General features: G+C 36.5%; 24 protein-coding genes and 1 riboswitch. Of the genes, 8 read left to right on the top strand and 16 right to left on the bottom strand.

Going from position 1 to position 23319, the window contains the following annotated elements; all coding sequences use genetic code 11:
- Nucleotides 1–48 precede the first annotated feature (48 nt).
- The 3 genes from ACT5E3_RS04100 (at nucleotide 49) to ACT5E3_RS04090 (ending at nucleotide 2778) form a co-directional block, all read left to right on the top strand.
- Complete coding sequence (locus ACT5E3_RS04100; RefSeq protein ID WP_444997040.1) at nucleotides 49–906, top strand: hypothetical protein; 858 nt, start codon at nucleotides 49–51, stop codon at nucleotides 904–906.
- Between the two features lie 84 nt (nucleotides 907–990).
- A complete protein-coding gene (locus ACT5E3_RS04095; RefSeq protein ID WP_444997039.1) occupies nucleotides 991–1848 on the top strand; it encodes a hypothetical protein in 858 nt (285 codons plus the stop codon).
- A gap of 84 nt (nucleotides 1849–1932) precedes the next feature.
- Nucleotides 1933–2778, top strand: coding sequence for a hypothetical protein (locus ACT5E3_RS04090; RefSeq protein WP_444997038.1), 846 nt, complete (start codon nucleotides 1933–1935; stop codon nucleotides 2776–2778).
- A gap of 1 nt (nucleotide 2779) precedes the next feature.
- On the opposite strand, the gene thiE is transcribed toward ACT5E3_RS04090, so the two are convergent.
- The 5 genes from thiE to thiC are packed head-to-tail and all read right to left on the bottom strand — an operon-like array spanning nucleotide 2780 to nucleotide 8280.
- Entirely contained in the window at nucleotides 2780–4243 is a 1464-nt protein-coding gene (gene thiE, locus ACT5E3_RS04085; RefSeq protein ID WP_444997037.1) for a thiamine phosphate synthase, read from the bottom strand.
- 42 nt (nucleotides 4244–4285) lie between these two features.
- Nucleotides 4286–5062 (bottom strand): thiazole synthase, encoded by a 777-nt coding sequence (locus ACT5E3_RS04080; RefSeq protein WP_444997036.1) that lies wholly within the window; start codon nucleotides 5060–5062, stop codon nucleotides 4286–4288.
- A 17-nt stretch (nucleotides 5063–5079) separates the two neighbouring features.
- On the bottom strand, nucleotides 5080–5280 hold the full coding sequence (gene thiS, locus ACT5E3_RS04075; protein WP_444997035.1) for a sulfur carrier protein ThiS: 201 nt from the start codon (nucleotides 5278–5280) through the stop codon (nucleotides 5080–5082).
- A gap of 21 nt (nucleotides 5281–5301) precedes the next feature.
- Complete coding sequence (gene thiO / locus ACT5E3_RS04070; protein WP_444997034.1) at nucleotides 5302–6411, bottom strand: glycine oxidase ThiO; 1110 nt, start codon at nucleotides 6409–6411, stop codon at nucleotides 5302–5304.
- 24 nt (nucleotides 6412–6435) lie between these two features.
- A complete protein-coding gene (gene thiC, locus ACT5E3_RS04065) occupies nucleotides 6436–8280 on the bottom strand; it encodes a phosphomethylpyrimidine synthase ThiC (RefSeq protein ID WP_444997033.1) in 1845 nt (614 codons plus the stop codon).
- Between the two features lie 59 nt (nucleotides 8281–8339).
- Nucleotides 8340–8472, bottom strand: a riboswitch (TPP riboswitch).
- Nucleotides 8473–8808: 336 nt separating this feature from the next.
- Here thiC and ACT5E3_RS04060 point away from each other — a divergent pair.
- Together ACT5E3_RS04060 and ACT5E3_RS04055 are read left to right on the top strand one after the other, a co-directional pair.
- Complete coding sequence (locus tag ACT5E3_RS04060; protein ID WP_444997032.1) at nucleotides 8809–9219, top strand: hypothetical protein; 411 nt, start codon at nucleotides 8809–8811, stop codon at nucleotides 9217–9219.
- A 301-nt stretch (nucleotides 9220–9520) separates the two neighbouring features.
- Nucleotides 9521–10162: a TorF family putative porin gene (locus ACT5E3_RS04055; protein WP_444997031.1), complete on the top strand. Its 642-nt coding sequence runs from the start codon at nucleotides 9521–9523 to the stop codon at nucleotides 10160–10162.
- A gap of 120 nt (nucleotides 10163–10282) precedes the next feature.
- Here the strand turns inward: ACT5E3_RS04055 and ACT5E3_RS04050 are convergent, their stop codons facing one another.
- Nucleotides 10283–10903 (bottom strand): hypothetical protein, encoded by a 621-nt coding sequence (locus tag ACT5E3_RS04050; RefSeq protein ID WP_444997030.1) that lies wholly within the window; start codon nucleotides 10901–10903, stop codon nucleotides 10283–10285.
- 164 nt (nucleotides 10904–11067) lie between these two features.
- Nucleotides 11068–11655, bottom strand: coding sequence for a class I SAM-dependent methyltransferase (locus tag ACT5E3_RS04045; protein ID WP_444997029.1), 588 nt, complete (start codon nucleotides 11653–11655; stop codon nucleotides 11068–11070).
- A gap of 325 nt (nucleotides 11656–11980) precedes the next feature.
- On the opposite strand from ACT5E3_RS04045, the gene hemH reads away from it, so the two are divergent.
- Both hemH and ACT5E3_RS04035 read left to right on the top strand, forming a co-directional pair.
- Nucleotides 11981–13063 carry a ferrochelatase gene (hemH, locus tag ACT5E3_RS04040; protein WP_444997028.1) on the top strand — a complete coding sequence of 361 codons (1083 nt, stop codon included), beginning with the start codon at nucleotides 11981–11983 and terminating at the stop codon, nucleotides 13061–13063.
- 47 nt (nucleotides 13064–13110) lie between these two features.
- Nucleotides 13111–13374: a DUF3081 family protein gene (locus ACT5E3_RS04035; RefSeq protein ID WP_444997027.1), complete on the top strand. Its 264-nt coding sequence runs from the start codon at nucleotides 13111–13113 to the stop codon at nucleotides 13372–13374.
- Nucleotides 13375–13459: 85 nt separating this feature from the next.
- Here the strand turns inward: ACT5E3_RS04035 and ACT5E3_RS04030 are convergent, their stop codons facing one another.
- The 4 genes from ACT5E3_RS04030 to ACT5E3_RS04015 all read right to left on the bottom strand — a co-directional run bounded on the left by ACT5E3_RS04030 (nucleotide 13460) and on the right by ACT5E3_RS04015 (nucleotide 16230).
- Nucleotides 13460–13930 carry a Dps family protein gene (locus ACT5E3_RS04030; RefSeq protein WP_444997026.1) on the bottom strand — a complete coding sequence of 157 codons (471 nt, stop codon included), beginning with the start codon at nucleotides 13928–13930 and terminating at the stop codon, nucleotides 13460–13462.
- Nucleotides 13931–14111: 181 nt separating this feature from the next.
- Nucleotides 14112–14951: a methylated-DNA--[protein]-cysteine S-methyltransferase gene (locus tag ACT5E3_RS04025; RefSeq protein ID WP_444997025.1), complete on the bottom strand. Its 840-nt coding sequence runs from the start codon at nucleotides 14949–14951 to the stop codon at nucleotides 14112–14114.
- A 29-nt stretch (nucleotides 14952–14980) separates the two neighbouring features.
- Complete coding sequence (locus ACT5E3_RS04020; protein ID WP_444997024.1) at nucleotides 14981–15742, bottom strand: SDR family oxidoreductase; 762 nt, start codon at nucleotides 15740–15742, stop codon at nucleotides 14981–14983.
- Nucleotides 15743–15855: 113 nt separating this feature from the next.
- A complete protein-coding gene (locus tag ACT5E3_RS04015; RefSeq protein ID WP_444997023.1) occupies nucleotides 15856–16230 on the bottom strand; it encodes a RidA family protein in 375 nt (124 codons plus the stop codon).
- Between the two features lie 166 nt (nucleotides 16231–16396).
- Between ACT5E3_RS04015 and ACT5E3_RS04010 the strand changes: the two genes are divergently transcribed.
- Entirely contained in the window at nucleotides 16397–18706 is a 2310-nt protein-coding gene (locus ACT5E3_RS04010; protein ID WP_444997022.1) for a DPP IV N-terminal domain-containing protein, read from the top strand.
- 62 nt (nucleotides 18707–18768) lie between these two features.
- Here ACT5E3_RS04010 and ACT5E3_RS04005 read toward each other — a convergent pair whose 3' ends face one another.
- The 5 genes from ACT5E3_RS04005 to narH all read right to left on the bottom strand — a co-directional run bounded on the left by ACT5E3_RS04005 (nucleotide 18769) and on the right by narH (nucleotide 23317).
- Nucleotides 18769–19158, bottom strand: a complete 390-nt coding sequence (locus ACT5E3_RS04005; RefSeq protein WP_444997021.1) for a putative zinc-binding protein — start codon at nucleotides 19156–19158, stop codon at nucleotides 18769–18771.
- 182 nt (nucleotides 19159–19340) lie between these two features.
- Nucleotides 19341–20213, bottom strand: a complete 873-nt coding sequence (locus ACT5E3_RS04000; protein WP_444997020.1) for a peptidylprolyl isomerase — start codon at nucleotides 20211–20213, stop codon at nucleotides 19341–19343.
- Between the two features lie 113 nt (nucleotides 20214–20326).
- Complete coding sequence (gene narI / locus ACT5E3_RS03995; RefSeq protein WP_444997019.1) at nucleotides 20327–21004, bottom strand: respiratory nitrate reductase subunit gamma; 678 nt, start codon at nucleotides 21002–21004, stop codon at nucleotides 20327–20329.
- 10 nt (nucleotides 21005–21014) lie between these two features.
- Nucleotides 21015–21776 (bottom strand): nitrate reductase molybdenum cofactor assembly chaperone, encoded by a 762-nt coding sequence (gene narJ, locus ACT5E3_RS03990; protein WP_444997018.1) that lies wholly within the window; start codon nucleotides 21774–21776, stop codon nucleotides 21015–21017.
- 2 nt (nucleotides 21777–21778) lie between these two features.
- Nucleotides 21779–23317, bottom strand: coding sequence for a nitrate reductase subunit beta (narH, locus tag ACT5E3_RS03985; protein ID WP_444997017.1), 1539 nt, complete (start codon nucleotides 23315–23317; stop codon nucleotides 21779–21781).
- Between the last annotated feature and the right edge of the window lie 2 nt (nucleotides 23318–23319).

The following is a 23319-nucleotide window of genomic DNA, read 5'->3' as shown; positions in this document are numbered from 1 at the left end:
AGCCTTGTATTATCAGGTTGTGATAACGAAAAAAAACAAGGAAATACCATGCCTACTCCTCCTTTTTACGTTCAAGTGGGTATCAGCCCAGATGAATATAATCAACGCAACCCCTTATACATAAAAAAAAGCATTGATAAGCAACCCGCAGGGTTAAGTTTTTATGAACAAAATTGGAGTAGTAAACAGAAAGGAACTATACATGTTGAACACGGTCAACATAGCTTTACCATTCCATTTGTATTGAGTAGTACTGGCACAGAAGATACTGAATACCCTGATAGAGGGATTGATGATTTTAGTATTAACAGTAGCCTACAAACTGAACAGTTTATTAATCACGATGAAGCCCGCCTTCGCTTCACCGAAACTTTGCAAAATCTAGTTCATTTAGGCTGGCAACCTTATGTTAAATTTTATTCCGAACCTAGGCTATCTGGTAGCCAGTCTTTTCAATATGCTATTGAAGATGGAAGCTATGCACCAGATCCGCTTTACATACCCACACTTGATGAATGGATGCAGTTAGGTTCAGGACACCGTTGGGCTTTTCATGTCGATGATGTTTTCATTATAGTTAGCTTTCGACGCAAACGTCAAATGATGGAAAAAGATGGTCAAGGTGTTTACCTGCTCAATTATCAAATCCTAACCAGTGAAGCACGCGCACGTAATCGCTTTGAAGGAGACGATAGAGAGCGTTGGCAAACACTTTGGGTAGATGCCATTAAAAAGGATAAAATGCTACGCTACCAAAAAGAAGTTGAACTCATTAAACAAGGCTACCACATTAACACTCAGTATGTTGAACCCAAAATTCATCCAGACGATCCGGTTGAGCCAGAAGACGCTAAAGCGTTATTAGATTATATTCAACAAAATAATCCACAACCATACAAACCTTAGTTGATGAAATTGAATCGCTTGTTATATCTATTCGCCAGCTTGTTTAATACAAGCTGCGAGTCAGTTCAACAGAAGGATAATTCAATGCCCGCCTCTCCTTTTTACGTTCAAGTGGGTATCAACCCCAGCGAATATAATCAACGCAACCCCCTATACATAAAAAAAAGCATTGATAAACAGCCTGCCGGGTTAAATTTTTATGAGCAAAACTGGAATATACAACAACAAGGTACCGTACATGTTGAGCATGGCCAACATAGCTTTACCATTCCATTTGTATTAGGCAGTACTGGTACAGAAAATGCTGACTCCCCTAAAAGAGGAATTTACAAATTTAGCATTCGCAGTGGCATTACAGCCGAAGAGTTTATTAACCACGATGAAGCCCGCCTTCGCTTCACCGAAACTTTACAAAACTTTGTTCGTTTAGGCTGGCAACCTTATATTGAGTACTATTCTGATCCCCGCTTGTCAGGACAGCAATCAATTGCGTACGCTATCGAAGACGAATTCTACGCACCAGATCCACTCTATATTCCAACGCTGGATGAATGGATGCAGCTGGGATCATCGCATGGGTGGGTTTTTCATACTGACGGTGTTTTTATGGAGATGAGTTTTCGACGTAAGCGGCAATTTATGGATAAAAATGGTCAAGGTGTTTACCTGCTCAATTATAAACTCTTAACCCGTGAAGCTCACGCCAGAAATCATTTTAGCGGCGATGAACGAGAGCAATGGCAAGACTTATGGATAGAGAAAGTCAAAGAATACAAAATGCTACGCTACCAGAAAGAAGTTGAGCTCATTAAGCAAGGCTACCATATCAATACGCAATATGTTGAACCCCAAATTCATCCAGACGATCCGGTTGAGCCAGAAGATGCTAAAGCGTTATTAGATTATATTCAACAAAATAATCCACAACCATACAAACCTTAGTTGATGAAATTGAATCGCTTGTTATATCTATTCGCCAGCTTGTTTAATACAAGCTGCGAGTCAGATCAACAGAAGGATAATTCAATGCCCGCCTCTCCTTTTTACGTTCAAGTGGGTATCAGCCCAGATGAATATAATCAACGCAACCCCTTATACATAAAAAAAAGCATTGATAAGCAACCCGCAGGGTTAAGTTTTTATGAACAAAATTGGAGTAGTAAACAGAAAGGAACTATACATGTTGAACACGGTCAACATAGCTTTACCATTCCATTTGTATTGAGTAGTACTGGCACAGAAGATACTGAATACCCTGATAGAGGGATTGATGATTTTAGTATTAACAGTAGCCTACAAACTGAACAGTTTATTAATCACGATGAAGCCCGCCTTCGTTTCACCGAAACTTTGCAAAACCTGGTTCATTTAGGCTGGCAACCCTACACTGAACTCTATTCTCCCCGCTTATCAGGCCAACTGTCTATTCTCTATGCCATTGAAGATGGTATTTATGAGCCAGATCCTATTTACACACCTACACTTGATGAATGGATGCAACTCGGCTCCAATCATAGCTGTTTTTTTTATATCAATGATGTGTATATGGTAGTTAGCTTCCGACGTAAACGCCAAATGATGGACAAAGACGGTCAAGGTGTTTACCTACTCAATTACAAAATTCTAACTCGTGAAGCTCATGCCCGAGAACATTTTGAAGGAGATGAACGAGAGCAATGGCAAAATTTATGGGTAGAGAAAGTCAAAGAATACAAAATGCTACGCTACCAAAAAGAAGTTGAACTCATTAAACAAGGCTACCACATTAACACTCAGTATATTGAACCCAAAATTCATCCAGACGATCCGGTTGAGCCTGAAGACGCTAAAGCGTTATTAGATTATATTCAACAAAATAATCCAAAGCATTAACTCAACTATCAAATAACCTCATCAAAAGTTGAGCTTTCGCTTGAGGATCTTCAGCATGAGTAATGGCAGTAATCATTGCGATGCCATCAACGCCTGTTGCAGCCACTTGAGCAAAATTATCCTGATTAATTCCTGCAATTGCCACCAATGGGCAAGTAAGCACTTTCCGCCAATATTTCAAACCTTCAATACCATGCGGCACCCACGGCATTTTTTTGGTATTAGTATGAAACACTGGCCCACAAGCAATATAAGAAGGTTTATACTGAATAGCTCTAGCAACTTCATAATGGCAATGCGTACTAATGCCTAGTCGCAAGCCAGCGTTAAAAATCGCATTAATATCAGCAGTATCCAGATCTTCTTGCCCAAGATGCACCCCATAAGCACCATACTTTATCGCAAGCTGCCAGTGATCATTAATAAATAAGCGACAACCGAAACGCTCACTAATGGCCACAGCACTAGCCACCTCTTGTTCAAGTAATGCACCAGTTAAATCTTTAATTCTTAATTGTATGGTTGAAACGCCAGCTGGTAAAAGCTTTTGTAACCATTCGCTACTATCAACTATTGGATATAATCCTAATGCCGTTGAATTGCACTCAGGAAATTGAGGATATGATATCACTTCAGGCGATGCATTGAGCCAAGGAAGATGTTCCTCATTATCAGGAAAATGCGTAATCGATAAAGCCCTTTTATTTTGTACTGGGTAACTATTTTGAATACCTTGGTTAATAGCCATTTTACCAATCACTAAAGCATCTTCAATTTCATAATTTAACGCCAAACTACTGGCAATACTAGAAGCTAACGCACACCCGGTTCCCCTGACAGAATTGACATTATGACGAGGACTTGAAAGCCAAAAACTTTTCTGATTATTAGTAAAATAATCCTGGCACATGTCACTCTCCGAATGCCCACCTTTTATTAATACATTTTTTGCTCCCAGTAAAAGTAATGAGTCGGCAGCTAATTCAATATCATCTGGTGTAACAGTTGGCAAGCAAGTTAAGTGGGTTGCTTCATCGTAATTAGGTGTCACTAGCGTGCAAAGTGGTAATAGAATATCTGCATAAATCGCAATATCTTTTGTGTTAAACAATGGGCACTCACTACTTGAAGAAAATACAGGATCTAAAATAAGTGTACATTGAGTTTCGCGTACAAACTCGGCAATTATTTTTACTTGCTCAAGGTTACAAATCAGACCAACTTTTACAACCGAAATAGAAAACGCTTTTAGTGCTTTTAACTGTGCTTTTAAAACTTCTTCATGAACCGCATTAACCGAACAAACTTGCAGATTATTTTGCGCAGTCGTTGCCGTTGCCGCCACCATACTGTGAACGCCAAAAGCTTGTTGCGTTTTTATATCAACCGTAACCCCTGCCATTCCCGCTGAGTCTGTTGCGGCAATATTTAAAATGATTGGTTGTTTTTTATTATTATATGACATTTAATTTTTTTGATTCCAATGAGTAATTGTTTATTAGCAATTTTATTGCTGCCAAAATGGTGTGCCAATTGTTGGCGTACTTGGTTGTGCCAAGTCTCGCTCAGGAATCATACCTGATTGATAAGCCATTCGCCCCGCTTGTACTGCTAAATTAAATGCTCGTGCCATCACTACAGGATCACTCGCTTGGGCAACAGCCGTATTCAACAATACGCCATCAAAACCTAATTGCATCGCCTCAACCGCATGAGAAGGCGCTCCAATTCCAGCATCAACAATTAACGTTATATCTTTTAGACGCTCTCTTAAAGTGCGTAGTGCATAGGGATTCATCAAACCTTTACCGGTACCTATAGGAGATCCCCAAGGCATTAAAATTTGACAACCGGCTTCAACCAGTTTTTCACACAAAACTAAATCATCAGTACAATAGGGAAAAACTTCAAAACCTTGCGCGACTAACTCTTTTGTCGCTTCTAATAAACCAAACGGATCTGGCTGAAGATTATATTCATCACCAATGACTTCTAATTTAATCCAGTGAGTACCAAATAATTCACGTGCCATTTGTGCGGTAGTTACTGCTTGAGACACAGAATGACAACCCGCTGTATTAGGTAATAAATTAAGATTCATCGACTGTATTAAATTCCAAAAGTCTTCTCCATCTGCATTTTGCGGATTTTGTCTACGAAGTGAAACGGTCACAACTTGAGATGCAGAGGCTTGAATCGATTGGCACATGATATCTGGAGAAGGATATAATGCAGTACCAATGAGTAAACGACTACTTAAACTTTTATCTGCTAATTGCCACATAATAATACCTTGCTCTATTATCCGCCTTGCATTGGAGTAACCAACTCAATAACATCACCATCACTCAATGAATAATTTGAATGCTCGTTTTTTGGAATAAAATATTCATTTACTGCAACTGCATACATTTTAGAATGATTCGTCTTTTGTAAAATCAAATCACTCAAATACACTACATCAGTTTTAATCGGCTCACCATTGAGTGTTAAGCGAATCATTTAACTACCTTTTATTACTCTTTAAGATGCCTGACAAAATAAATTTTCAAAAGATGACTGATATTTATTATTACTGTTTATCCAGTGAAGCACTTCTTCTGCAATAGCGGGTGCTAATAAAAAACCATGTCTAAATAATCCATTAACTCTTATTAGTCCCGACTGATGCTCAACTCTTGGTAAATTATTTGGTAACGCCGGTCGACAATTTGTTTTGCATTCTAACACACGAGCCTCAGCAAACCCGGAATGCAAACTATAAGCAGCCGAAAGTAACTCGAGTGTCGAACGCACCGTAATTTCTCCAAAATCACAGCTTTCAATTTGAGTTGCACCAATTAAATAAATATCATCCTTCATCTTTGGCACAACATATAAACGATAACGTGGGTGCATTAAACGAATCAAATGATTCAACTTAACTTCTGGAGCTTGCAATACTATCAACTCTCCTCTTACCCCTCTCAATTCATGAATATCAGACTTAGCACCCAAACCTCGGCAATCAATAACCCAATCAAATTGATAAATCTGTTTATTGGCCACTATTTTATATGGCTCTACACTTTCAACGACTGTGTGTGCATGCCAGCTCACTCTTTCCTCCAATAAATTGTCAGCTAATGCTCTCATCACACAACGAGTACATAACCAAGCTTCATCAGGTAAATAAGTTGCTTGAGAAAACTTTTCTATTAATTCAGGTTCCAACCGAAACAATTCATCCTGACCAACAAAACGAGGCGTTCCTCGCACAGACTTGAGTTGCTCTTGTTCTAGCTTAAATTGCAGCTGTTGATTAAAACGATTCAAATCACTTCGGTCACTACCATGAGCAACCACTAAACTACCAGATTGATAAAAACCAACATCTGTATTCAACTGTTTTAATAAAGCAGGCCAAAGTTGTAATGACTGCATCCCTAAATGATAAATAGGTAATTCGGCAGACTCAATTTCGGCATAAGGTGCTAACATTCCAGCGGCGGTATAAGCAGCCGCTGTACCATTTTCAATAGGATCACGATCAAATAAAGTAACTTGATGCCCTGTCTTCATCAGTTGAAAAGCTAGTATCCGCCCCATAATACCAGCACCAGCAATTCCTATTTTTAAAGGCTTATCTAACAAAAATAAACTCCGTCTTACAACGAACTATTTCTGCTTAACATAAATTTGTCCGCCACCGGCTTTAAACTCAGCCGATTTGTCCTGCATTCCTTTTTCAGCATAGTCTCGGACTTCTTGACTGATTTTCATTGAGCAAAATTTAGGGCCACACATAGAACAAAAATGAGCAACCTTGGCAGAATCTTTCGGTAACGTTTCATCGTGAAACTCACGAGCCCTATCGGGATCTAACCCTAAATTAAATTGGTCTTCCCACCTGAACTCAAATCGAGCTTTCGATAACATATCATCACGATAACGTGCTCCTGGATGCCCTTTTGCAATATCAGCCGCATGTGCAGCAATTTTATAAGTAATAATACCTTCTTTAACATCATCCCTATTAGGCAAACCTAAGTGTTCTTTAGGCGTAACATAACAAAGCATGGCACACCCAAACCAGCCAATCATTGCCGCTCCAATACCACTAGTAAAATGATCATATCCCGGAGCAATATCTGTCGTTAGAGGGCCTAATGTATAAAAAGGCGCCTCACTACAGTGCTCAAGCTGCTTATCCATATTTTCTTTAATCATATGCATTGGCACATGGCCAGGGCCTTCAATCATGACTTGTACATCGTGCTTCCAAGCAATTTTAGTCAGCTCACCTAAAGTTTCTAATTCGCCAAATTGTGCTTCATCGTTGGCATCAGCTAAAGAGCCAGGCCGCAAACCATCACCTAACGAAAAGCTCACATCATAGGCTTTCATAATTTCACAAATTTCTTCAAAATGTGTATATAAAAAGTTTTCTTTATGATGAGCAATACACCACTTAGCCATAATCGAGCCGCCCCTTGAAACAATTCCTGTGACACGGTTGGCGGTTAATGGCACATAACGTAATAAAACACCTGCATGAATCGTAAAATAATCGACGCCTTGCTCAGCTTGCTCAATTAAAGTATCTCTAAATACTTCCCAGGTTAAATCTTCCGCAACACCATTTACTTTTTCTAAAGCCTGATAAATAGGCACAGTACCAATTGGCACAGGTGAATTTCTGACAATATAATCACGGGTTGCATGAATGTGTTTTCCAGTCGACAGATCCATAACGGTATCTCCCCCCCAGCGAATTGACCAAACTAATTTTTCAACTTCTTCTTCAATGCTAGAAGTAACCGCAGAATTACCAATATTAGCGTTAATCTTAACTAAAAAATTACGCCCTATTATCATTGGTTCTAATTCTGTATGATTAATATTGGCTGGAATAATTGCACGACCTTCTGCAACTTCTTGGCGCACAAACTCAGGAGTAATCGGTTGTAAATTAGCACCCCATGAATTCCCTGCTAAACGCTTTGTTCTTTCTTCTGTTGTAAACTCATTCGCTAAAGCCTCTCTTGCTTGATTTTCACGAATTGCAATATATTCCATTTCAGCAGTAATAATGCCTTTTCGCGCATAATGCATTTGCGATACATTTCCACCACTCACAGCTCTTCTTGCTTTGCGTTGCAACAAAGGGTTATAAAACTGAAAAGCTTTACTCATATCTTGATGACCATTGTCCATCGGCTTAATATCACGTCCTTGATATAATTCAGTATCAGCTCTAGCTTCTATCCAACGCGCTCTAACACTTGGTAACCCTTTATGAACATTGATATCTACTTGGGTATCAGTATAAGGGCCAGAAGTATCGTAAACAGTAACACTATTTCCATCAGTCAAATCTATACGACGCATCGGAACCCGTATATCAGGGTTAGTCGCTGAAGGAACATAGGTTTTGCTGCTAGCAGGCAGTGGTATTCGGGTTATGGGATGCGCTTCTTGGGTGCTTTCATCAGAAGAGCTAGGAGTACTTTGATCATACATTGGCTTTGCCTCACTATTTAGAGTTGGCGTAGCGAGGCATTACGATAGCTATAGCAAGCTTATCGAATAACACTCATCCCTACGTCGATGTTAGTCGAATCAGGTTCTACGGGTTTGTCGTTGACTAAAACGCACTATCTCAGCACAAAGAAATTTTAATTGTTTAAATTTCAGGCACCCCGAGAGTATTTCGGCGAGAATTATAGGCATCTATGAAGCAAAAGAAAAGAACATCCATTACTTTTACACCTTTAGCGATCAATTTTTGGAACGAGCAATCCAAAAATAATTTATTTTTTACGCTATATTCAGCGCGTCCAAAGACATCAAAAACACAGCTATCTCTTTGTATTTAAAAGAAAACATTAAATTCAGATGATTTTTTTCTTTATCATAAACAAACTATCTAATTTGTTTTTTTGTACTCTATTTTTCTTTTTATAATTATCAATCGAAGAAAAAAACTGTCTGCGTTGTTCATAACAAGTTAGAATCGGAGCTGCCATTTGGATAAAAGCTAGGTAAATAATGAAAAAGAATAGATTATTTTATTTAATTTTAAGCCTATTACTGGGGGCTTGCTCTGGCGGAGTTAAAGAACAATTTGAAGATAGTTTTTTTACTTATAAAGATAAAAAAGAAAAGAAGCACTTTTCATATATTCTCAAATTAAAAGCAACGAATGTAACACAGAAGAACTCTTATTTAAGGGCTATCGACGAACAAGGCACAAGAAATCCTACTCCCAAGCAACGAGTAGCAGTACCAGAAAATCCAGAAGATGCTAGAGTTTCGCTTAAGTTTCGAATGGAAGAAATTGCACATAAGAAACTCAAGACAAAATTAGATACAACTGATTATTGCCCTAACGGTGTAAAATTTGAGAAAGATCAATTCGAGGACTATCGCTATAAAATCAAAGGTTCATGCCTAGAGTAATTCCCGCACACTTTTATAAAATAAAGCTTTAAACTTATTTTATCTGTATCACCCTATTTGATACTCCTTTTTAGGCTCAATAAATCTCAATTTAAGAAATATTGATAAATTTAGTTGCATTTCAGCCAATAAGAACTAATGTCAGTTAAGAAGCGCTATCTCTTTTAAAGAAAAATTCACTTTCATTATGAGAGTACCTTCAAAAAATGACTCGATAGGACTAAAAAATTGACCAAAACGATAGACTAGGCCAACTTTTAAAATGGCCTAATCAATAGCCTGGCCAAACGAGGAACCAATAATGAAATTTAAACAACCTATTTTAGCTGCTACCCTATTGTTGGCAGCGACCAGCCTAACAACCCAAGCAAAAGAGTTTGAAACCAGTGCATCAGCAACTTTAGTTAGTCAATATATTTTTCGCGGTTTTGATTTAAACCAAGAAGATCCGGCTTTGCAAGGTGATTTCACTGTTGAACATAGTAGTGGTTTTATGTTTTCAGTCTGGGGAACCAACTATGATGTTGGAGTCGATGATGGTGTTGAAATTGATTTAGTCGGAGGTTACTCGTTTAACCTCAATAAAGATGTAACCCTTAGTTTGGGTTTTACTGAATATACTTACTCAGGCGATACCGATTCAAGCACAGAGTTTAACATTGGCGCGAGTATAAAAAACTTCACCATGACCTATTATTCAGATCAAGATTTAGATGTTGATTATTTAGAATTAGGATATGAAATGCCTTTGTCACCAAAATCGAGTTTAGATTTTCATGTAGGTAGAAATAGTCCTGACAATGGTGAAGATAACAATGACTTTGCCGTCAGTTACTCTTATCAAATTAATAGAGCTAAACTCTTCGCCACTTACTCTAAAAATGATCTCGATGTCGAAGGGGCAGAAGATTATATCTTTGCTGGAGCCACCTACTCATTCTAAAGTGAGTAATACAGTATCAAAAGTAAAGTTTTTCGCTGAATAAAAAGGTAAATACTCATACAGCATTTACCTTTTTTCTGATTGAAAAATGCTTTCTTAACTTTGGCTAAGACTTATTAGCTAAGACTTAGTTGACATCATCAAGAAACCAGAAAATGCAGCATTAGACGATGATAAACTAGAATCAACTTTGGTTTTCAATTCGTTAATAATATTTCGATATTCTTGATAGAAAGCCCAGGTTGGAGTTGGTTTATAAACCAAGTTTTCAATTTCCAAATACTGAATGATATTTTTGACTGTAGTTGGCTTGATAAATATTTCATCATTCGGTGAATAGTAAGCAGGTATAATTGTTAATAGACTCCATTTGGCAAGCTTTCTTGTTTTTAAAATATCAACCATCGCTTCAAATCCAAGCTGTTGCTTACCATGTAAAAAATTAACTAAAGCATCCACTAAAAACTCTTGCTCATCATTTTTTAACTCTTTAATAAAGTCTTTAAACTTTGGTTTTTCAAACATAGAAACCATTGAAGAGCGGCTCACTATTTTACTCATATTTTCAACAGTTGTAGGAATATTTCTACACTTAGCCTTAGAAAAACATAATTGAGTCATTTCAATCATTTTATCCATTTTGTGCTTTTTTCCAATTTTAATCATCTCTGGATGTTCGAAACCACCAGGGTATTGTTTAAAAAAAGATGATTCTGCTTGTTTCAGTTTTTTTATATTCATAAAATTATCGTCTTCTTAAAACTAATATTTGAGTAAAAATATATTATCTTAATAAAATATAATAACCGTGATACTTCTGATAGATAATATTAAGCTTCTAAAATTATTCAATAGAGTAGCGATAAAAATAATTATATTTATCTCCCCCTTTTAAAAGCAAGTGATTATTCAGACATAACAATTTCTATTTTTGGACCTTGTTGTAATTCTGCTAGTGGTTCTCTTATTGGTTTAATGGCTTTAAGTTGTGCAATCATCTCAACAACTTGATTTCGATGGGTTTTAATTTTCGACATTATTTGCTCAGGATTAAGCCCTTGGTTTTCATCCGCCCGAACGACTAATTGAATCATTTCCACTTGCCAGTCACCTCGATAACCATAATCTGCTCGCCAATAAAAAGGCTGGGAAAAATATCCAAAACTACCATGGAAATATTGTCTCACATGAGTTGGATCTTCAAAAGCATCATCACTCGAACCATAAGGCGTTCTAATAAGAGCAACAGCATTGTCACTAGCAACTCTATGTAGCTCTTGCATTAATGGTAATGGATGGTGAAGGTGTTCAATAACATGTGATAATAAAAACTCGTCAATACTGCCGTCAGGCAAAGGTAATGCAGTATTCTCACAATCATCAATATCACTAACAATATCAACACCACTCAATGCCATATGATCAAGATTCAACCAACCATCTAAAATATTACGGCCACAACCAACATTTAGTTTTCGCAAATTAGAACTCATACTGTTACCTTTATAAAATCAATATAGATGCTTGTCTTAGATAAAAATGCAAACTTTAAGCAAAATAGACTGTTATTATATTACGCCAGTATGATTTAAACGCAAATGGTATTGTTGCTAGCTCTCTAAACCATCAGAATACACTTATCTCATTTTTCAATACATCAAAAAAGCATCTGGTTAAATAAAGTTGCATATGGACAATTAATAGTATTTAACATTAATAATATTGCATAGAACTGTAAATAACTCAATAAACTGATCTGAACACAAATTATCGACGTATTTATCTTTTTACTTATCATCCTATTTAACTATCTACCTTATGAAATACACTGGGAACTCTAACTTTAGTCACAAACAACAGAGCAAAATTGGTGTTCTATTAACCAACTTAGGCACACCGTCAGCAGCAACGAAAAAAGCACTACGAGTTTATCTGAAAGAGTTTCTTTCTGATCCAAGAGTAGTAGAGGTTCCACGGCTAATTTGGTGGTTTGTTTTAAACCTCGTCATTTTAAATATTCGTCCGAAGCGTTCAGCAAGTACATATCAAAAAATTTGGACAGAAAGAGGATCGCCTTTACAGTTTCACAGCAAAGATCAAGCAGATAAAATCAGAACACAACTACAACAACATTATGGTCAAAATATTGTTGTAGAATATGCAATGCGTTATGGGCAACCAGCAATTAGTGATGTCATCAATAAAATGATGAGTCAAGGTGTGAATAAATTATTAGTTTTACCACTTTATCCTCAGTATTCCGGTGCAACTGGTGGTTCAACTTTTGATGCTATCGCAGATAATTTTATTAAACGTAGATTTTTACCTGAATTTCGTTTTATTAACCATTACCATGATTATTCACCCTATATTGATGCTGTTGCTCAAAAAATAAAGCGCTACTGGTCACAAAATGGTCGAGCAGATAAATTAATTTTTTCCTATCACGGCATACCTAAACGCTATTTACTAAATGGTGATCCATATCATTGTGAATGCTATAAAACCTCTCGCCTAATAGCACAAAAGCTTAACTTAAAAAGCAACGACTATCTGACCACTTTTCAATCGAGATTTGGCCGAGAAGAATGGTTAAAACCATACACAGACCATACTTTAAAAGCATTACCGGGACAAGGAGTAAAATCAGTTCAAATAGTCTGTCCAGGCTTTTCATCTGATTGTTTAGAAACCATAGAAGAAATCAGAATAGAAAATCGAGATTACTTTATTAAAGCCGGTGGAGAAAAATATCAATATATAGAAGCCTTAAATAGTGATAAGCTACACATTGAAGCTTTAGTGAAACTGGTTCATCAAAACCTAACAGGATGGGATGTTAACTATAATGACACAGGCCTTAGAGCAAAACTTGCTACTCGCGCTGGAGCAAAAGCTTAATCAGATCATCTGTTCTCTAAAATACTGATATATTAGGAAACAATGCAATGAAAAATAAAGTTAATATTCATCAGGCATTAAAAGTTTTTCATAAAATCATTGAACATGGTACTAAAAAAAATACTGAATATGTTCTAAATGATATTATAGCAAGTTCAGATTTTGATGGTTACACAGTCAGCCTACGAGATGAGAATGTCACCTTAACCATATTTTTTCATCATAAATATGACTTGATCTATAAGACTCGTTTTGATGAAGATGCCTTTTTTGATAAACTATCTAAAATCGATAAACTCATAATAAAATAAATGTAAAATAAATAATTAGTGTGGAGTTAAGCCAAACTCCACACTAAAAAATATACTGCTCACTTAATGATAATAAGTCTACAAATTATTTTCTGGTCGCTCTTAGCATCCACGCTGTTTTTTCATGTATACGCATACGATCAGACACTAAAGCAGCACTAGACTCATCATCAGCCTCTTGCGCCAACAACAATACCTCTCTCGATGTTTTCACAACTTGCTCATGGCCTTTAGTTAATATATCCACCATTTCTAATGAACTTGGTACACCTTCAACTTCCACAATAGAGCTTAGTTTTGAAAACTCTTTGTAAGTGCCTGGCGCAGCTACATCTAAAGTTCTTATGCGCTCAGCAATATCATCAACAGCAACAGCTAATTCAGTATAATGCTCTTCAAACATCAAGTGTAGCTCACGAAACTGTAAGCCTGTCACATTCCAATGAAAGTTATGGGTTTGTAAGTATAAAGTATAAGAATCTGCCAAAAGACGCTTTAATCCTTCAGCTATTTTTTCTCTATTATCTTTGCTTATTCCTATATCTATTTCAGCCATTTAAATTTCCTCGTTGTAATTGATTAATTGCTCGTTACAAACTATTGTTTATATTTGTAATAAATGTTGTTTAAGTAAACATATTACCGATTACTGTCAGTATAACCAATACAGAATAACTATCGCCTTGATAAGAAGGTTTTATCTCAATAAAACCAATTTTAATATGAGTCCATTTTTATTATTCAAGAATAGAAGACTCCCAACCTATAATAGCCGTTTTCCTAGTACTACCCCACATATAACCACCAACCTGCCCACTCGCCTGAATCACTCTATGGCACGGTATAAGAAAAGCGACTGGATTTTTTCCAATAGCCGTTCCAACAGCTCTTGAGGCTTTTGGCTTATTAATTTTTTTAGCAATATATCCATAAGTCGTCAAATTTCCCATTGGTATTTTTAATAAACTTTCCCAGACTTTTAGTTGGAAAGGCGTTCCGTTTAAATGAAGTTTAACTTCAGTTAGCGCTGTCCAATCTTTCTGAAAAATCTGTAAAGCATTTTGTTGTAATTGATCAATAGCCTGGAAATATTTAGCATTAGGGAAACGTTTTTTCAAATCGAGCAACGCTTGCTCACTGTGTTCAAAAAAAGCCATATGACAAATACCTTTCATAGTTGATGCCACCATAATTCTTCCAAATGGGCTTTCTGCAAAGCTATAATTAATAACTAAATTACTTCCACCATTTTTAAATTCTCCGGGCGTCATCCCTTCAATAGAAATAAATAAATCATGTAATCGACTTGTACCAGATAACCCTGTTTCATGCGCAACATCTAACAAGCTAACTCTTTGCTCTTGTAGCAGCGTTTTAGCATACTCAAGGCTAATATATTGAATAAACTTTTTGGGACTGACTCCTGCCCAATCAGAAAATAACCGCTGAAAATGAAATGGACTGACACCCACAAATTCAGCAATTTCATTCAGATGAGGCTGCTCTTTAAAATTGCGCTTTATAAAATCAATTGCCTTTGCAATACGACGATAGTTAATATGGCTATTTTCAATCATGTTAGTGAACCACTTCAAAGTCAAATTTATCAAGTTTTACAAATAGAAATACCACCATCAACTAACATCGCAGTACCCGTAGTAAAACTCGATGCCTCTGACGCAAGATAAAGTGCGGATTTTGCAATTTCTTCAGGAGAAGCCATTCGCTTTAAAGCATGAATACTTTTAACAAATTCTTTAACCTCAGGTGTGTCGCCAAACTCTCTTGCCATTGGAGTATCAGTACCACCAGGTAACAAAGCATTCACTCGAATATTTTGTGAACCATATTCAGAAGCCAAAGCTTTCGTTAAACCGATAATACCTGCTTTGCTAGCCGCGTAAGCAGCCATTTGAGGCATACCAATGGTATACCCAACGAACGAAGAAGTAAAAATAATAGAGCCACCAGAACTTTCCATGGCGGGTAATTGATACTTGGCACCTAAAAATGCGCTAGTCAGGTTAACATTCATTGCATCTTGCCATTCTTTCAAGGCTAATTCAGGCGTTGCTTTAGACTGGCCTAAGATACCTGCATTATTTAACGCAATATCAAGACCATTAAACTCTTTAACCGCTAATTCAACCAAAGACTGAACATAAGACTCATCGGTCACATCTCCGGCCAGCGCAATTGCTTCGCCCCCTATCTGGTTAATTTCAGCAACCAGTGTATCCAACCGATTCTTTCTTCTCGCGGCAACAACAACCTTTGCCCCTTCTTGCGCAAACAGCTTCGCGGTTGCATAACCAATTCCAGAGCTAGCTCCTGTCACAAGCGCGACTTTACCTGTTAATGACCCCATCGAACACTTCCTCTCTATTTCAGCTTTAAAGTATCACTATAGAAAGTTAGCTTAATCAACTCGACCCGAATCTTGCTAAATACAACGGTTATTAATATATTTCAATAATTCTGTTACTTCAGAGCAATAATAGCTTCAATTTCAATATCTAAATCCGGATGAAATAAGTTTGAAACTTCCACAAGAGAACTGGCAGGTAAATGTTCTTGGTAATATTTAAATAATACAACACGCAACTCAGCTAATTGTTCGATATTTTTAACAAACATGGTTACTTTAATAATATCTTGGATCCCTCTCAATTCAGACTCTAATATAATATTGATTTGATTTAAAATGGCTTCACACTGACTTTTAAGAGTCCCTTTTTGTTGTTCCGTTCCAAAAGCAGTTAAGCCAGAAACATAAAGCGTATTATCATGCTTAGCAGCATGCACATAAGGACCAGCAATATCAGGTAATCCTGTATAAGTAACTTTATCAACCACTTTCACACTCCTTTCATTTTTACATACTAAAAACACTAATGTACTACACTATACCTAAGAAATTAATGACCCATCTGGCTATTTATATTAACCAGCGCCCACTTGAATATTGCATACAATAACACTACCATGTATTGATATGTTGTTAATTACTAACGGGAATGTAATGAAATCGATTATTACGCTATTTACATGTTTTATCTTACTCAGCTGTCAGTCTAATCCTCAGAGCTCAAGGTCTGTTTCAAATCAATCATTAAGCATTAAAAAATATCAACGCGCAGAACAATTTCTTCCACAAAATATCACTCAATTAGTTAACAACCTCAATGTATCCCCAAACTGGATAGGACAAAGTAATCTATTTTGGTTTAGTGAAAAAGTAACAGAGCAAGGTTATCATTTCTACCTGGTTAACCCTGAAAAAGCTCAAGTAAATGACCTATTTGATCATCATAAATTGGCACAAGCACTATCAACTAACAAACTCTCATACTCAGCACAATCTTTAAATTTACAAAAGTTTTCAATTGATGATGGGCTATCAACTATCACATTTCATTTAAGTAACCAGCAAACTCAATGTACTCTCACTGACTATCAATGTAAAAGCATCGAAACAAAAATACCTGCATCAACAATGTCAGGCTACCCATCGCCAGATGGAAACTGGTTAGCAGAAATCATTGAGTGGGATTTATATTTAACGAATACACAGTCAAAGAAAAAAACTCGGATCACTTTTGATGGTACAGAAGGCTACCCGTATGCCCTCAATAATATGAATCCTAGGCGCTTTATGAATAAAGAACCCAATGAAGTAAAGCCTGAAGTTAGTTTATTTTGGTCACCCGATGGAAAAACACTCATCACACACCGACTTGATAGGCGCAAGGTTGGCAAACTCCATTTACTTCAATCCGTAACAGGAAAAAGCCTTCGACCAAGGTTATACAGTTATTACTATCCACTGGCTGGCGATCAATATATCCCCTATGGTGATATTATTGAAGTGAAATTAACTACACTTAAAGCGAAAAAACTTGATGTACCTCCTTCAATGCAAACATATTACGGTGGCCCAATCTGGGGATGGTGGGAATCAAATAATAACCGCTTCTACTTTTTTGACCGAGGTCGTGCCAACAAACGCTTTACCTTATATGAATACAATCCTGAAACAGAAAAAGCGAGACGAGTCATTGATGAACGCAATGAGAAATTTATTAATCCTTGGATTCAACAAGTACGTATACTAGCAAACAGCGATGAAGTTATCTGGAGTAGTGAACGTAACAACACTCAACAATTATACTTATACCAATTATCAACAGGAAAGTTAAAAAATAGAATCACTCAGTGCGATTGTTTTGTAAGAGTAATCAATGGAATAGATCAGAAAAAACGACAGCTTTATTTTGAAGCTTCAGGCATGTTTAAAGATAGAGATCCCTACTTTCGCCATCTTTTTAAAGTCGATTTATCAGGTAAAAACCAAACACTTTTGACGCCAGAACCATTAGAGCACAATACAAAACTATCACCTGACTTTAAGTTTTTTATCGACACTAGCTCAACTCCTCAACAGGTCCCTAAAAATCAATTAAAAAGTACACATGATGGAAAAGTATTACTCACGCTTGGTTCACCTGATATTTCTAAGTTAAAAAACACAGGCTGGAAACCTCCAGAGTCTTTTTCAGTTTCCGTTGAAGATGGTAGCAAACTATATGGTCTTATTTATAAACCTATCGACTTTGATGCTTCAAAAAGCTATCCGGTAATTGATGCCACCTACACTGGACCTCACAACTTTTTTACGCCTAAATCTTTTTGGAGTTTTTATGGCCAAGAATCAGCATTAGCTCAACTAGGATTTATTGTCATCAAAATGGATGGAAGAGGTACGGGTAAACGCGATAGAAAATTCCACGAATATAGCTATAAAAACCTTGCCGGGGGTGTAGATGACCATGTTTTCGCAATTAAAGAAATTGCTAAAAAACGTCGATATATGGATATAAACCGTGTTGGTATTTATGGTTTTTCTGCTGGTGGTTACGATACAGCTCAAGCCATGTTTCGCCATGCCGATTTTTTTAAAGTAGGTATTTCAGCATCTGGCAATCACGACTTTCGAACAGATAAAACAGGTTGGAATGAAACCTGGCTAAGTTATCCAGTTAACAATAGCTATGATGCACAAACTAACTTAAACCCAGAACTTATTAAACGTTTGAAAGGAAAGTTATTATTGGCTCATGGAGAGCTAGACGAGAATGTTAATCCTGCAGCAACACTCCAATTAGTCGATGCATTAATGAAAGCTAATAAAGATTTTGATTTAATGATTTATCCAAACCAAAATCATGTACTCAATAAAAGCAATTATTTTATTAGAAAACGTTGGGATTACTTTGTTCAACACTTGTTAAACATTACACCACCAAAAGAATATGTCTTTATACTTAAATAATAACTGATAAAAATAGCCTGAGTGAAGAGCTCAGGCTGTTAATAAAATAATGAAAATAAAATTTAGCTAACTTTTGAACGAATAGAATAACCAGCTTTATGCAAATCGTCATAAACACGCTTTAAAGCAATACAACTTTCATTAAATGAACAGTCTTCTTTGCTACGTTTTTCAAAACCAAATAAACTTAAATCAAAGTAAAGTGCGGCTTTCAAACCACAAGCATCTAAACAAGCTTTAGTACAAGTTAAGCTACACCCATCAACAACAAAAATAGGTCGACCAGACTCAGCCAGTTTTTTAATTGGCTCAACCCCACCAATGACTCCTGAAATACAAGACATTTCAGCAATTCCATCGCGTTCCATATTTAATGCAATATCATGCGCTAACTGCGCCAAGTTGGAGCAGCCAGAACAAGAATAGACAATAGGAATATTATTATCACTCATAAAAATACTCGTAATCAGGCTAAGCTAACCATCATATTATGATGCTAAAATAAATTATTGACTTAGATCAAAATATTCTTTTCTTATAATTTTCCTATTATCTTCTAGTAGAACAAGTACGATAAGTTAAGTATTTGAAATATATTTATTTTCTATAATAGTCCTAATTATGTTTAATCAATTTAACCGATATAAATATTTTCTTCAGTAAACAACATTTCAATACCTTCAATATTAGCTTTTTCTACCAAACTTTGAATATATTGTTGAATTGCAAGGTGAGATGAGCGATGCATTAAGTAACCTTTTACTTTATCAGCCACCATAGAATATTCCAGCGGTTTGCCCTCAATTTTTCTAGTCACATTAACCACATGAAAGCCATATCTCGATTCTATTGGTTTATCGGCCAAACCTTGCGGTAATATCATTAACTGACGCTCAAACTCAGGAACCGTTTGTCCTTTACTGATTTGTCCTAGTGATCCTCCCATTTTTTTTGAAGGGCATGCAGAATATTGTTCTGCAAGTGCAGGAAATAATATTGGATCTTTTTTCAGTTGTTGAATAATATCTTGGGCATTATTTTTAGCAACTTCTCGTCCAGTCAAATCGTCTTTTGAAGCAGCCAACAATATGTGATCAACTTCCATTAATGGAACCGTCATAAACTTTTGTTTATTATTTTCAAAATAACGTTGGCATGTTATCTCATCAGGATCATCATATTGAACATTGCTTTCTAATAATCTTTGAATCGATTTTTCTTCGTCATCTAATAAAAGTTTCTTTTCCTTTTTTTGGGCAGCTTGTACAAGCAACTCTCGAATAACCAAAGCTTGACCAGCCTGCTGAACCACAACACTAAAATTAGAGTTTTTATGGTATTGTAGTTCATTCGCTAAACTGGCCTCATCAATAGCAATACCATTAACTTTTATTTCAGGTAATGACTCCGAAGGTGCTGAATTTGATTGAGGTACACTCGAACACGAAGCACCAGATTTAGAAGCATCAAATGTTGAAACACCTGAGTGTGAAGCACATGAACTCATAATTTCCTCGATTAATATTAATTAGTAAATGAAAGGAGCCTTAACTCTGTCAAGATTCAACCCGTCTGACTTGGTTTATTAAGGCTCCGGCTTCTTACAACACGGCTCTCAAATTATCTCTCACGAACAACCTGATAACGTCTTCCCAAATACCATATTGGAACACTGATAACATGAACCAAACGAGTAAATGGAAAAAATAAAATCATAGTTAAACCAACAAACACATGAAGTTTATAAATAATATGCACAGGTTCAATCGCTAAGGCAGCCTGCACACCTTGCAAAATTACAATATTTTGTGCCCAACTACTTAGCATAATCATTACCGAACCATCTAAATGATCGAGAGAAATAAAAATGGTTAACAATCCCAATATTAATTGCACTAAAAGCATAAACAAAATCATAATATCTGAAAACTTTGAAGATGCTCTTACTCGCTCATCAGTCAAACGACGTTTTATTAGCATGACCAATCCTATTAAACAAAGCACACCAAAAAAACCACCGACAACAAGAGCAACCATTTGTTTATTAGCCGATGAAATAAAGTGGTGATAAATTGCCGGTGGAGTTAACAAACCAACAAAGTGTCCCATTAAAATAAAAATGACACCAATATGAAATAAGTTACTTGCCACTCTAAAACCTTTATTACTTAGCATCTGACTTGAATCAGCTTTCCAGGTATAAGGCTCTCTATCAAAGCGAATCCAGCACCCGACGATACAAACAACAATTGCTATGTATGGATACACTCCAAACAATAAATTATTTAAATTAGACATAATATTCTCCTCACAATCCAGCTGAACTTGTCGCGTTTGTTATATCAGCGTTTTTAGTCACATCAGCAGCATGCCATTTTATAGGAACCTGCTGCGCCGCATTTGAATCAAGTCCATTTAGAAAGCTTGATTGTCCTGTATTTGAACATTGACCGGCCACGGGATCATCGAAACGAATTTCTTTGTCTTCCCACTCTTTATCAATCATCTCTACCGTGTCATCTCTTTCTTCCTGACTCACAGTTTCTGCAATTTCTTTACGGTCAACTTCAAAACCAGAAACTTCAATCAACGAATCAAATAAAATAAAGTAATAACAATCTCGTTCAATTAAACGTTCAGATAGCATTGTCATTAAATGACAAATATCGCCTAACCATTCACGTGCATAATTAGGGTCTTGCTCACTTAAAAACTCTAAATAAAGTGGAATATAATCAGGTAACTGTGACGAATCGACTTCAAAGCCTTTGGTACGATATACGTTGATTAAATCGACCATTGCTTGACCTCTATCCCGAGATTCTCCGTGTACATGCTCAAATAACAAAAGTGAAAGTGCACGACCTCGATCAAATAGCAAGTCGTAACTTTCTTGAGCATCATATAAATCTCTAGCAGTTAACTGGCGAATAAAATCAATTAATTTTTCTCGCTTAGCGAAACTTAAATCCTGGCACTCATTCACTACATTAACTAAATCATCCGCAGCAGAAAAAAGTGTTGCTGTAGGATAGTCAAGCAATCGTGAAATTACTTTTAATATCAACACGACTACTCTCCTACCTTAAAAGTTTTAATCACATCACGACTAGACACTTTTTTCGCACCAAACATGTTGACATTACTATTACCAGTGCTACAACCATTACCAAAAGTAAAGCCACAACCACTCTTTTCACCATAAGCTTCTGGAACATTCATTTCTCGATGGCCAGTCGGAATAACATAACGATCTTCGTAATTAGCAATTGCCAAATAACGATACATTTCATCCGCTTGCTTTTTAGTTAAGCCAGCTTGTTGTAATACCGCTAAATCTTCCAAGCCTTCGACATTTTCTGCTCGCTTATAAGCTCGCATTGCTAATAACCTTTCTAACGCTCTAGCAACAGGTTCTTCATCACCGGCTGTTAATAAATTGGCTAAATATTTGAGTGGTATTCTTAAAGAGCGAATATCGGGTATTACACCAGCCATTCCTAGAGTGCCAGCTTCAACGGCATTTTGAATTGGGCTTAATGAAGGCACATACCAAACCATAGGCAAAGTTCGATATTCAGGATGTAACGGTAACGCCAACTTCCAGTCAACCGCCATTTTATAAACGGGTGATTTTTGTGCTGCCTCTATAACCGAGTCAGCAATACCATCTTTACGCGCTTGTTCGATAATCTTAGGATCATTTGGATCAAGAAAAACCTCAAGTTGTTTCTCATAAAGATCAGTATCAGAAGGAGTCGATGCCACCTCTTTAATTTTATCCGCATCATATAAAAGCACACCTAAATATCGAATACGCCCAACACAAGTTTCAGCGCAAACAGTTGGCATACCAGCTTCTATACGTGGATAACAAAAGATACACTTTTCTGATTTTCCAGACTTCCAATTAAAATAAATCTTTTTATAAGGACAACCACTGACACACATACGCCAACCACGACATTTGTCTTGGTCAATTAATACAATGCCATCTTCTTCACGCTTATAGATCGCGCCCGATGGACAAGCAGCAGCACAGGCAGGATTTAAACAATGCTCACATAAACGAGGCAAATACATCATAAAAGTATTTTCAAATTCACCATACATTTCTTTTTGCATGTTATCGAAATTTTTATCTTTACTACGTTTTTCAAACTCACTACCTAAAATTTCTTCCCAGTTAGGTCCCCACTCAATTTTTTCCATTCGTTTACCAGAAATAACCGAACGTGGTCTAGCTGTAGGCTGATGTTTGACTTCAGGCGCAGTATGTAAATGCTGATAGTCATAATCAAAAGGTTCATAATAATCATCAATTTCAGGCAAGTCAGGATTGGCAAAAATACCCGCTAACACTCGAAATTTTCCACCAATACGTGGCTGGATGTCGCCGTTAGATTTTCTAACCCAACCCCCATTCCATTTATCTTGATTTTCCCATTCTTTTGGATAACCAATACCTGGTTTAGTTTCAACATTATTAAACCAGGCATATTCAACCCCTTCACGCGAGGTCCAAACATTTTTACAAGTGATTGAACAAGTATGACACCCGATACATTTATCAAGGTTAAGTACCATACCAATTTGAGAACGTATTTTCATGT

The sequence above is a fragment of the Aliikangiella litoralis genome, assembly GCF_052495765.1.
Note: the sequence above shows the minus strand (reverse complement) of the source record. Positions and strands in the feature narration are given on the sequence as shown.

Excerpts from the sequence above, each read along its gene's own strand:
- ACT5E3_RS04060 (WP_444997032.1), top strand. The coding sequence starts at position 8,809 with ATGAAAAAGAATAGATTATTTTATTTAATTTTAAGCCTATTACTGGGG.
- narI (WP_444997019.1), bottom strand. The coding sequence starts at position 21,004 with ATGTCTAATTTAAATAATTTATTGTTTGGAGTGTATCCATACATAGCA.
- ACT5E3_RS04095 (WP_444997039.1), top strand. The coding sequence starts at position 991 with ATGCCCGCCTCTCCTTTTTACGTTCAAGTGGGTATCAACCCCAGCGAA.
- ACT5E3_RS04090 (WP_444997038.1), top strand. The coding sequence starts at position 1,933 with ATGCCCGCCTCTCCTTTTTACGTTCAAGTGGGTATCAGCCCAGATGAA.
- ACT5E3_RS04020 (WP_444997024.1), bottom strand. The coding sequence starts at position 15,742 with ATGGGGTCATTAACAGGTAAAGTCGCGCTTGTGACAGGAGCTAGCTCT.
- ACT5E3_RS04080 (WP_444997036.1), bottom strand. The coding sequence starts at position 5,062 with ATGTGGCAATTAGCAGATAAAAGTTTAAGTAGTCGTTTACTCATTGGT.
- thiS (WP_444997035.1), bottom strand. The coding sequence starts at position 5,280 with ATGATTCGCTTAACACTCAATGGTGAGCCGATTAAAACTGATGTAGTG.
- ACT5E3_RS04005 (WP_444997021.1), bottom strand. The coding sequence starts at position 19,158 with ATGAGTGATAATAATATTCCTATTGTCTATTCTTGTTCTGGCTGCTCC.
- thiE (WP_444997037.1), bottom strand. The coding sequence starts at position 4,243 with ATGTCATATAATAATAAAAAACAACCAATCATTTTAAATATTGCCGCA.
- thiC (WP_444997033.1), bottom strand. The coding sequence starts at position 8,280 with ATGTATGATCAAAGTACTCCTAGCTCTTCTGATGAAAGCACCCAAGAA.
- ACT5E3_RS04010 (WP_444997022.1), top strand. The coding sequence starts at position 16,397 with ATGAAATCGATTATTACGCTATTTACATGTTTTATCTTACTCAGCTGT.
- hemH (WP_444997028.1), top strand. The coding sequence starts at position 11,981 with ATGAAATACACTGGGAACTCTAACTTTAGTCACAAACAACAGAGCAAA.
- ACT5E3_RS04025 (WP_444997025.1), bottom strand. The coding sequence starts at position 14,951 with ATGATTGAAAATAGCCATATTAACTATCGTCGTATTGCAAAGGCAATT.
- ACT5E3_RS04045 (WP_444997029.1), bottom strand. The coding sequence starts at position 11,655 with ATGAGTTCTAATTTGCGAAAACTAAATGTTGGTTGTGGCCGTAATATT.
- ACT5E3_RS04050 (WP_444997030.1), bottom strand. The coding sequence starts at position 10,903 with ATGAATATAAAAAAACTGAAACAAGCAGAATCATCTTTTTTTAAACAA.
- narH (WP_444997017.1), bottom strand. The coding sequence starts at position 23,317 with ATGAAAATACGTTCTCAAATTGGTATGGTACTTAACCTTGATAAATGT.
- ACT5E3_RS04000 (WP_444997020.1), bottom strand. The coding sequence starts at position 20,213 with ATGAGTTCATGTGCTTCACACTCAGGTGTTTCAACATTTGATGCTTCT.
- ACT5E3_RS04055 (WP_444997031.1), top strand. The coding sequence starts at position 9,521 with ATGAAATTTAAACAACCTATTTTAGCTGCTACCCTATTGTTGGCAGCG.
- ACT5E3_RS04100 (WP_444997040.1), top strand. The coding sequence starts at position 49 with ATGCCTACTCCTCCTTTTTACGTTCAAGTGGGTATCAGCCCAGATGAA.
- ACT5E3_RS04035 (WP_444997027.1), top strand. The coding sequence starts at position 13,111 with ATGAAAAATAAAGTTAATATTCATCAGGCATTAAAAGTTTTTCATAAA.
- ACT5E3_RS04030 (WP_444997026.1), bottom strand. The coding sequence starts at position 13,930 with ATGGCTGAAATAGATATAGGAATAAGCAAAGATAATAGAGAAAAAATA.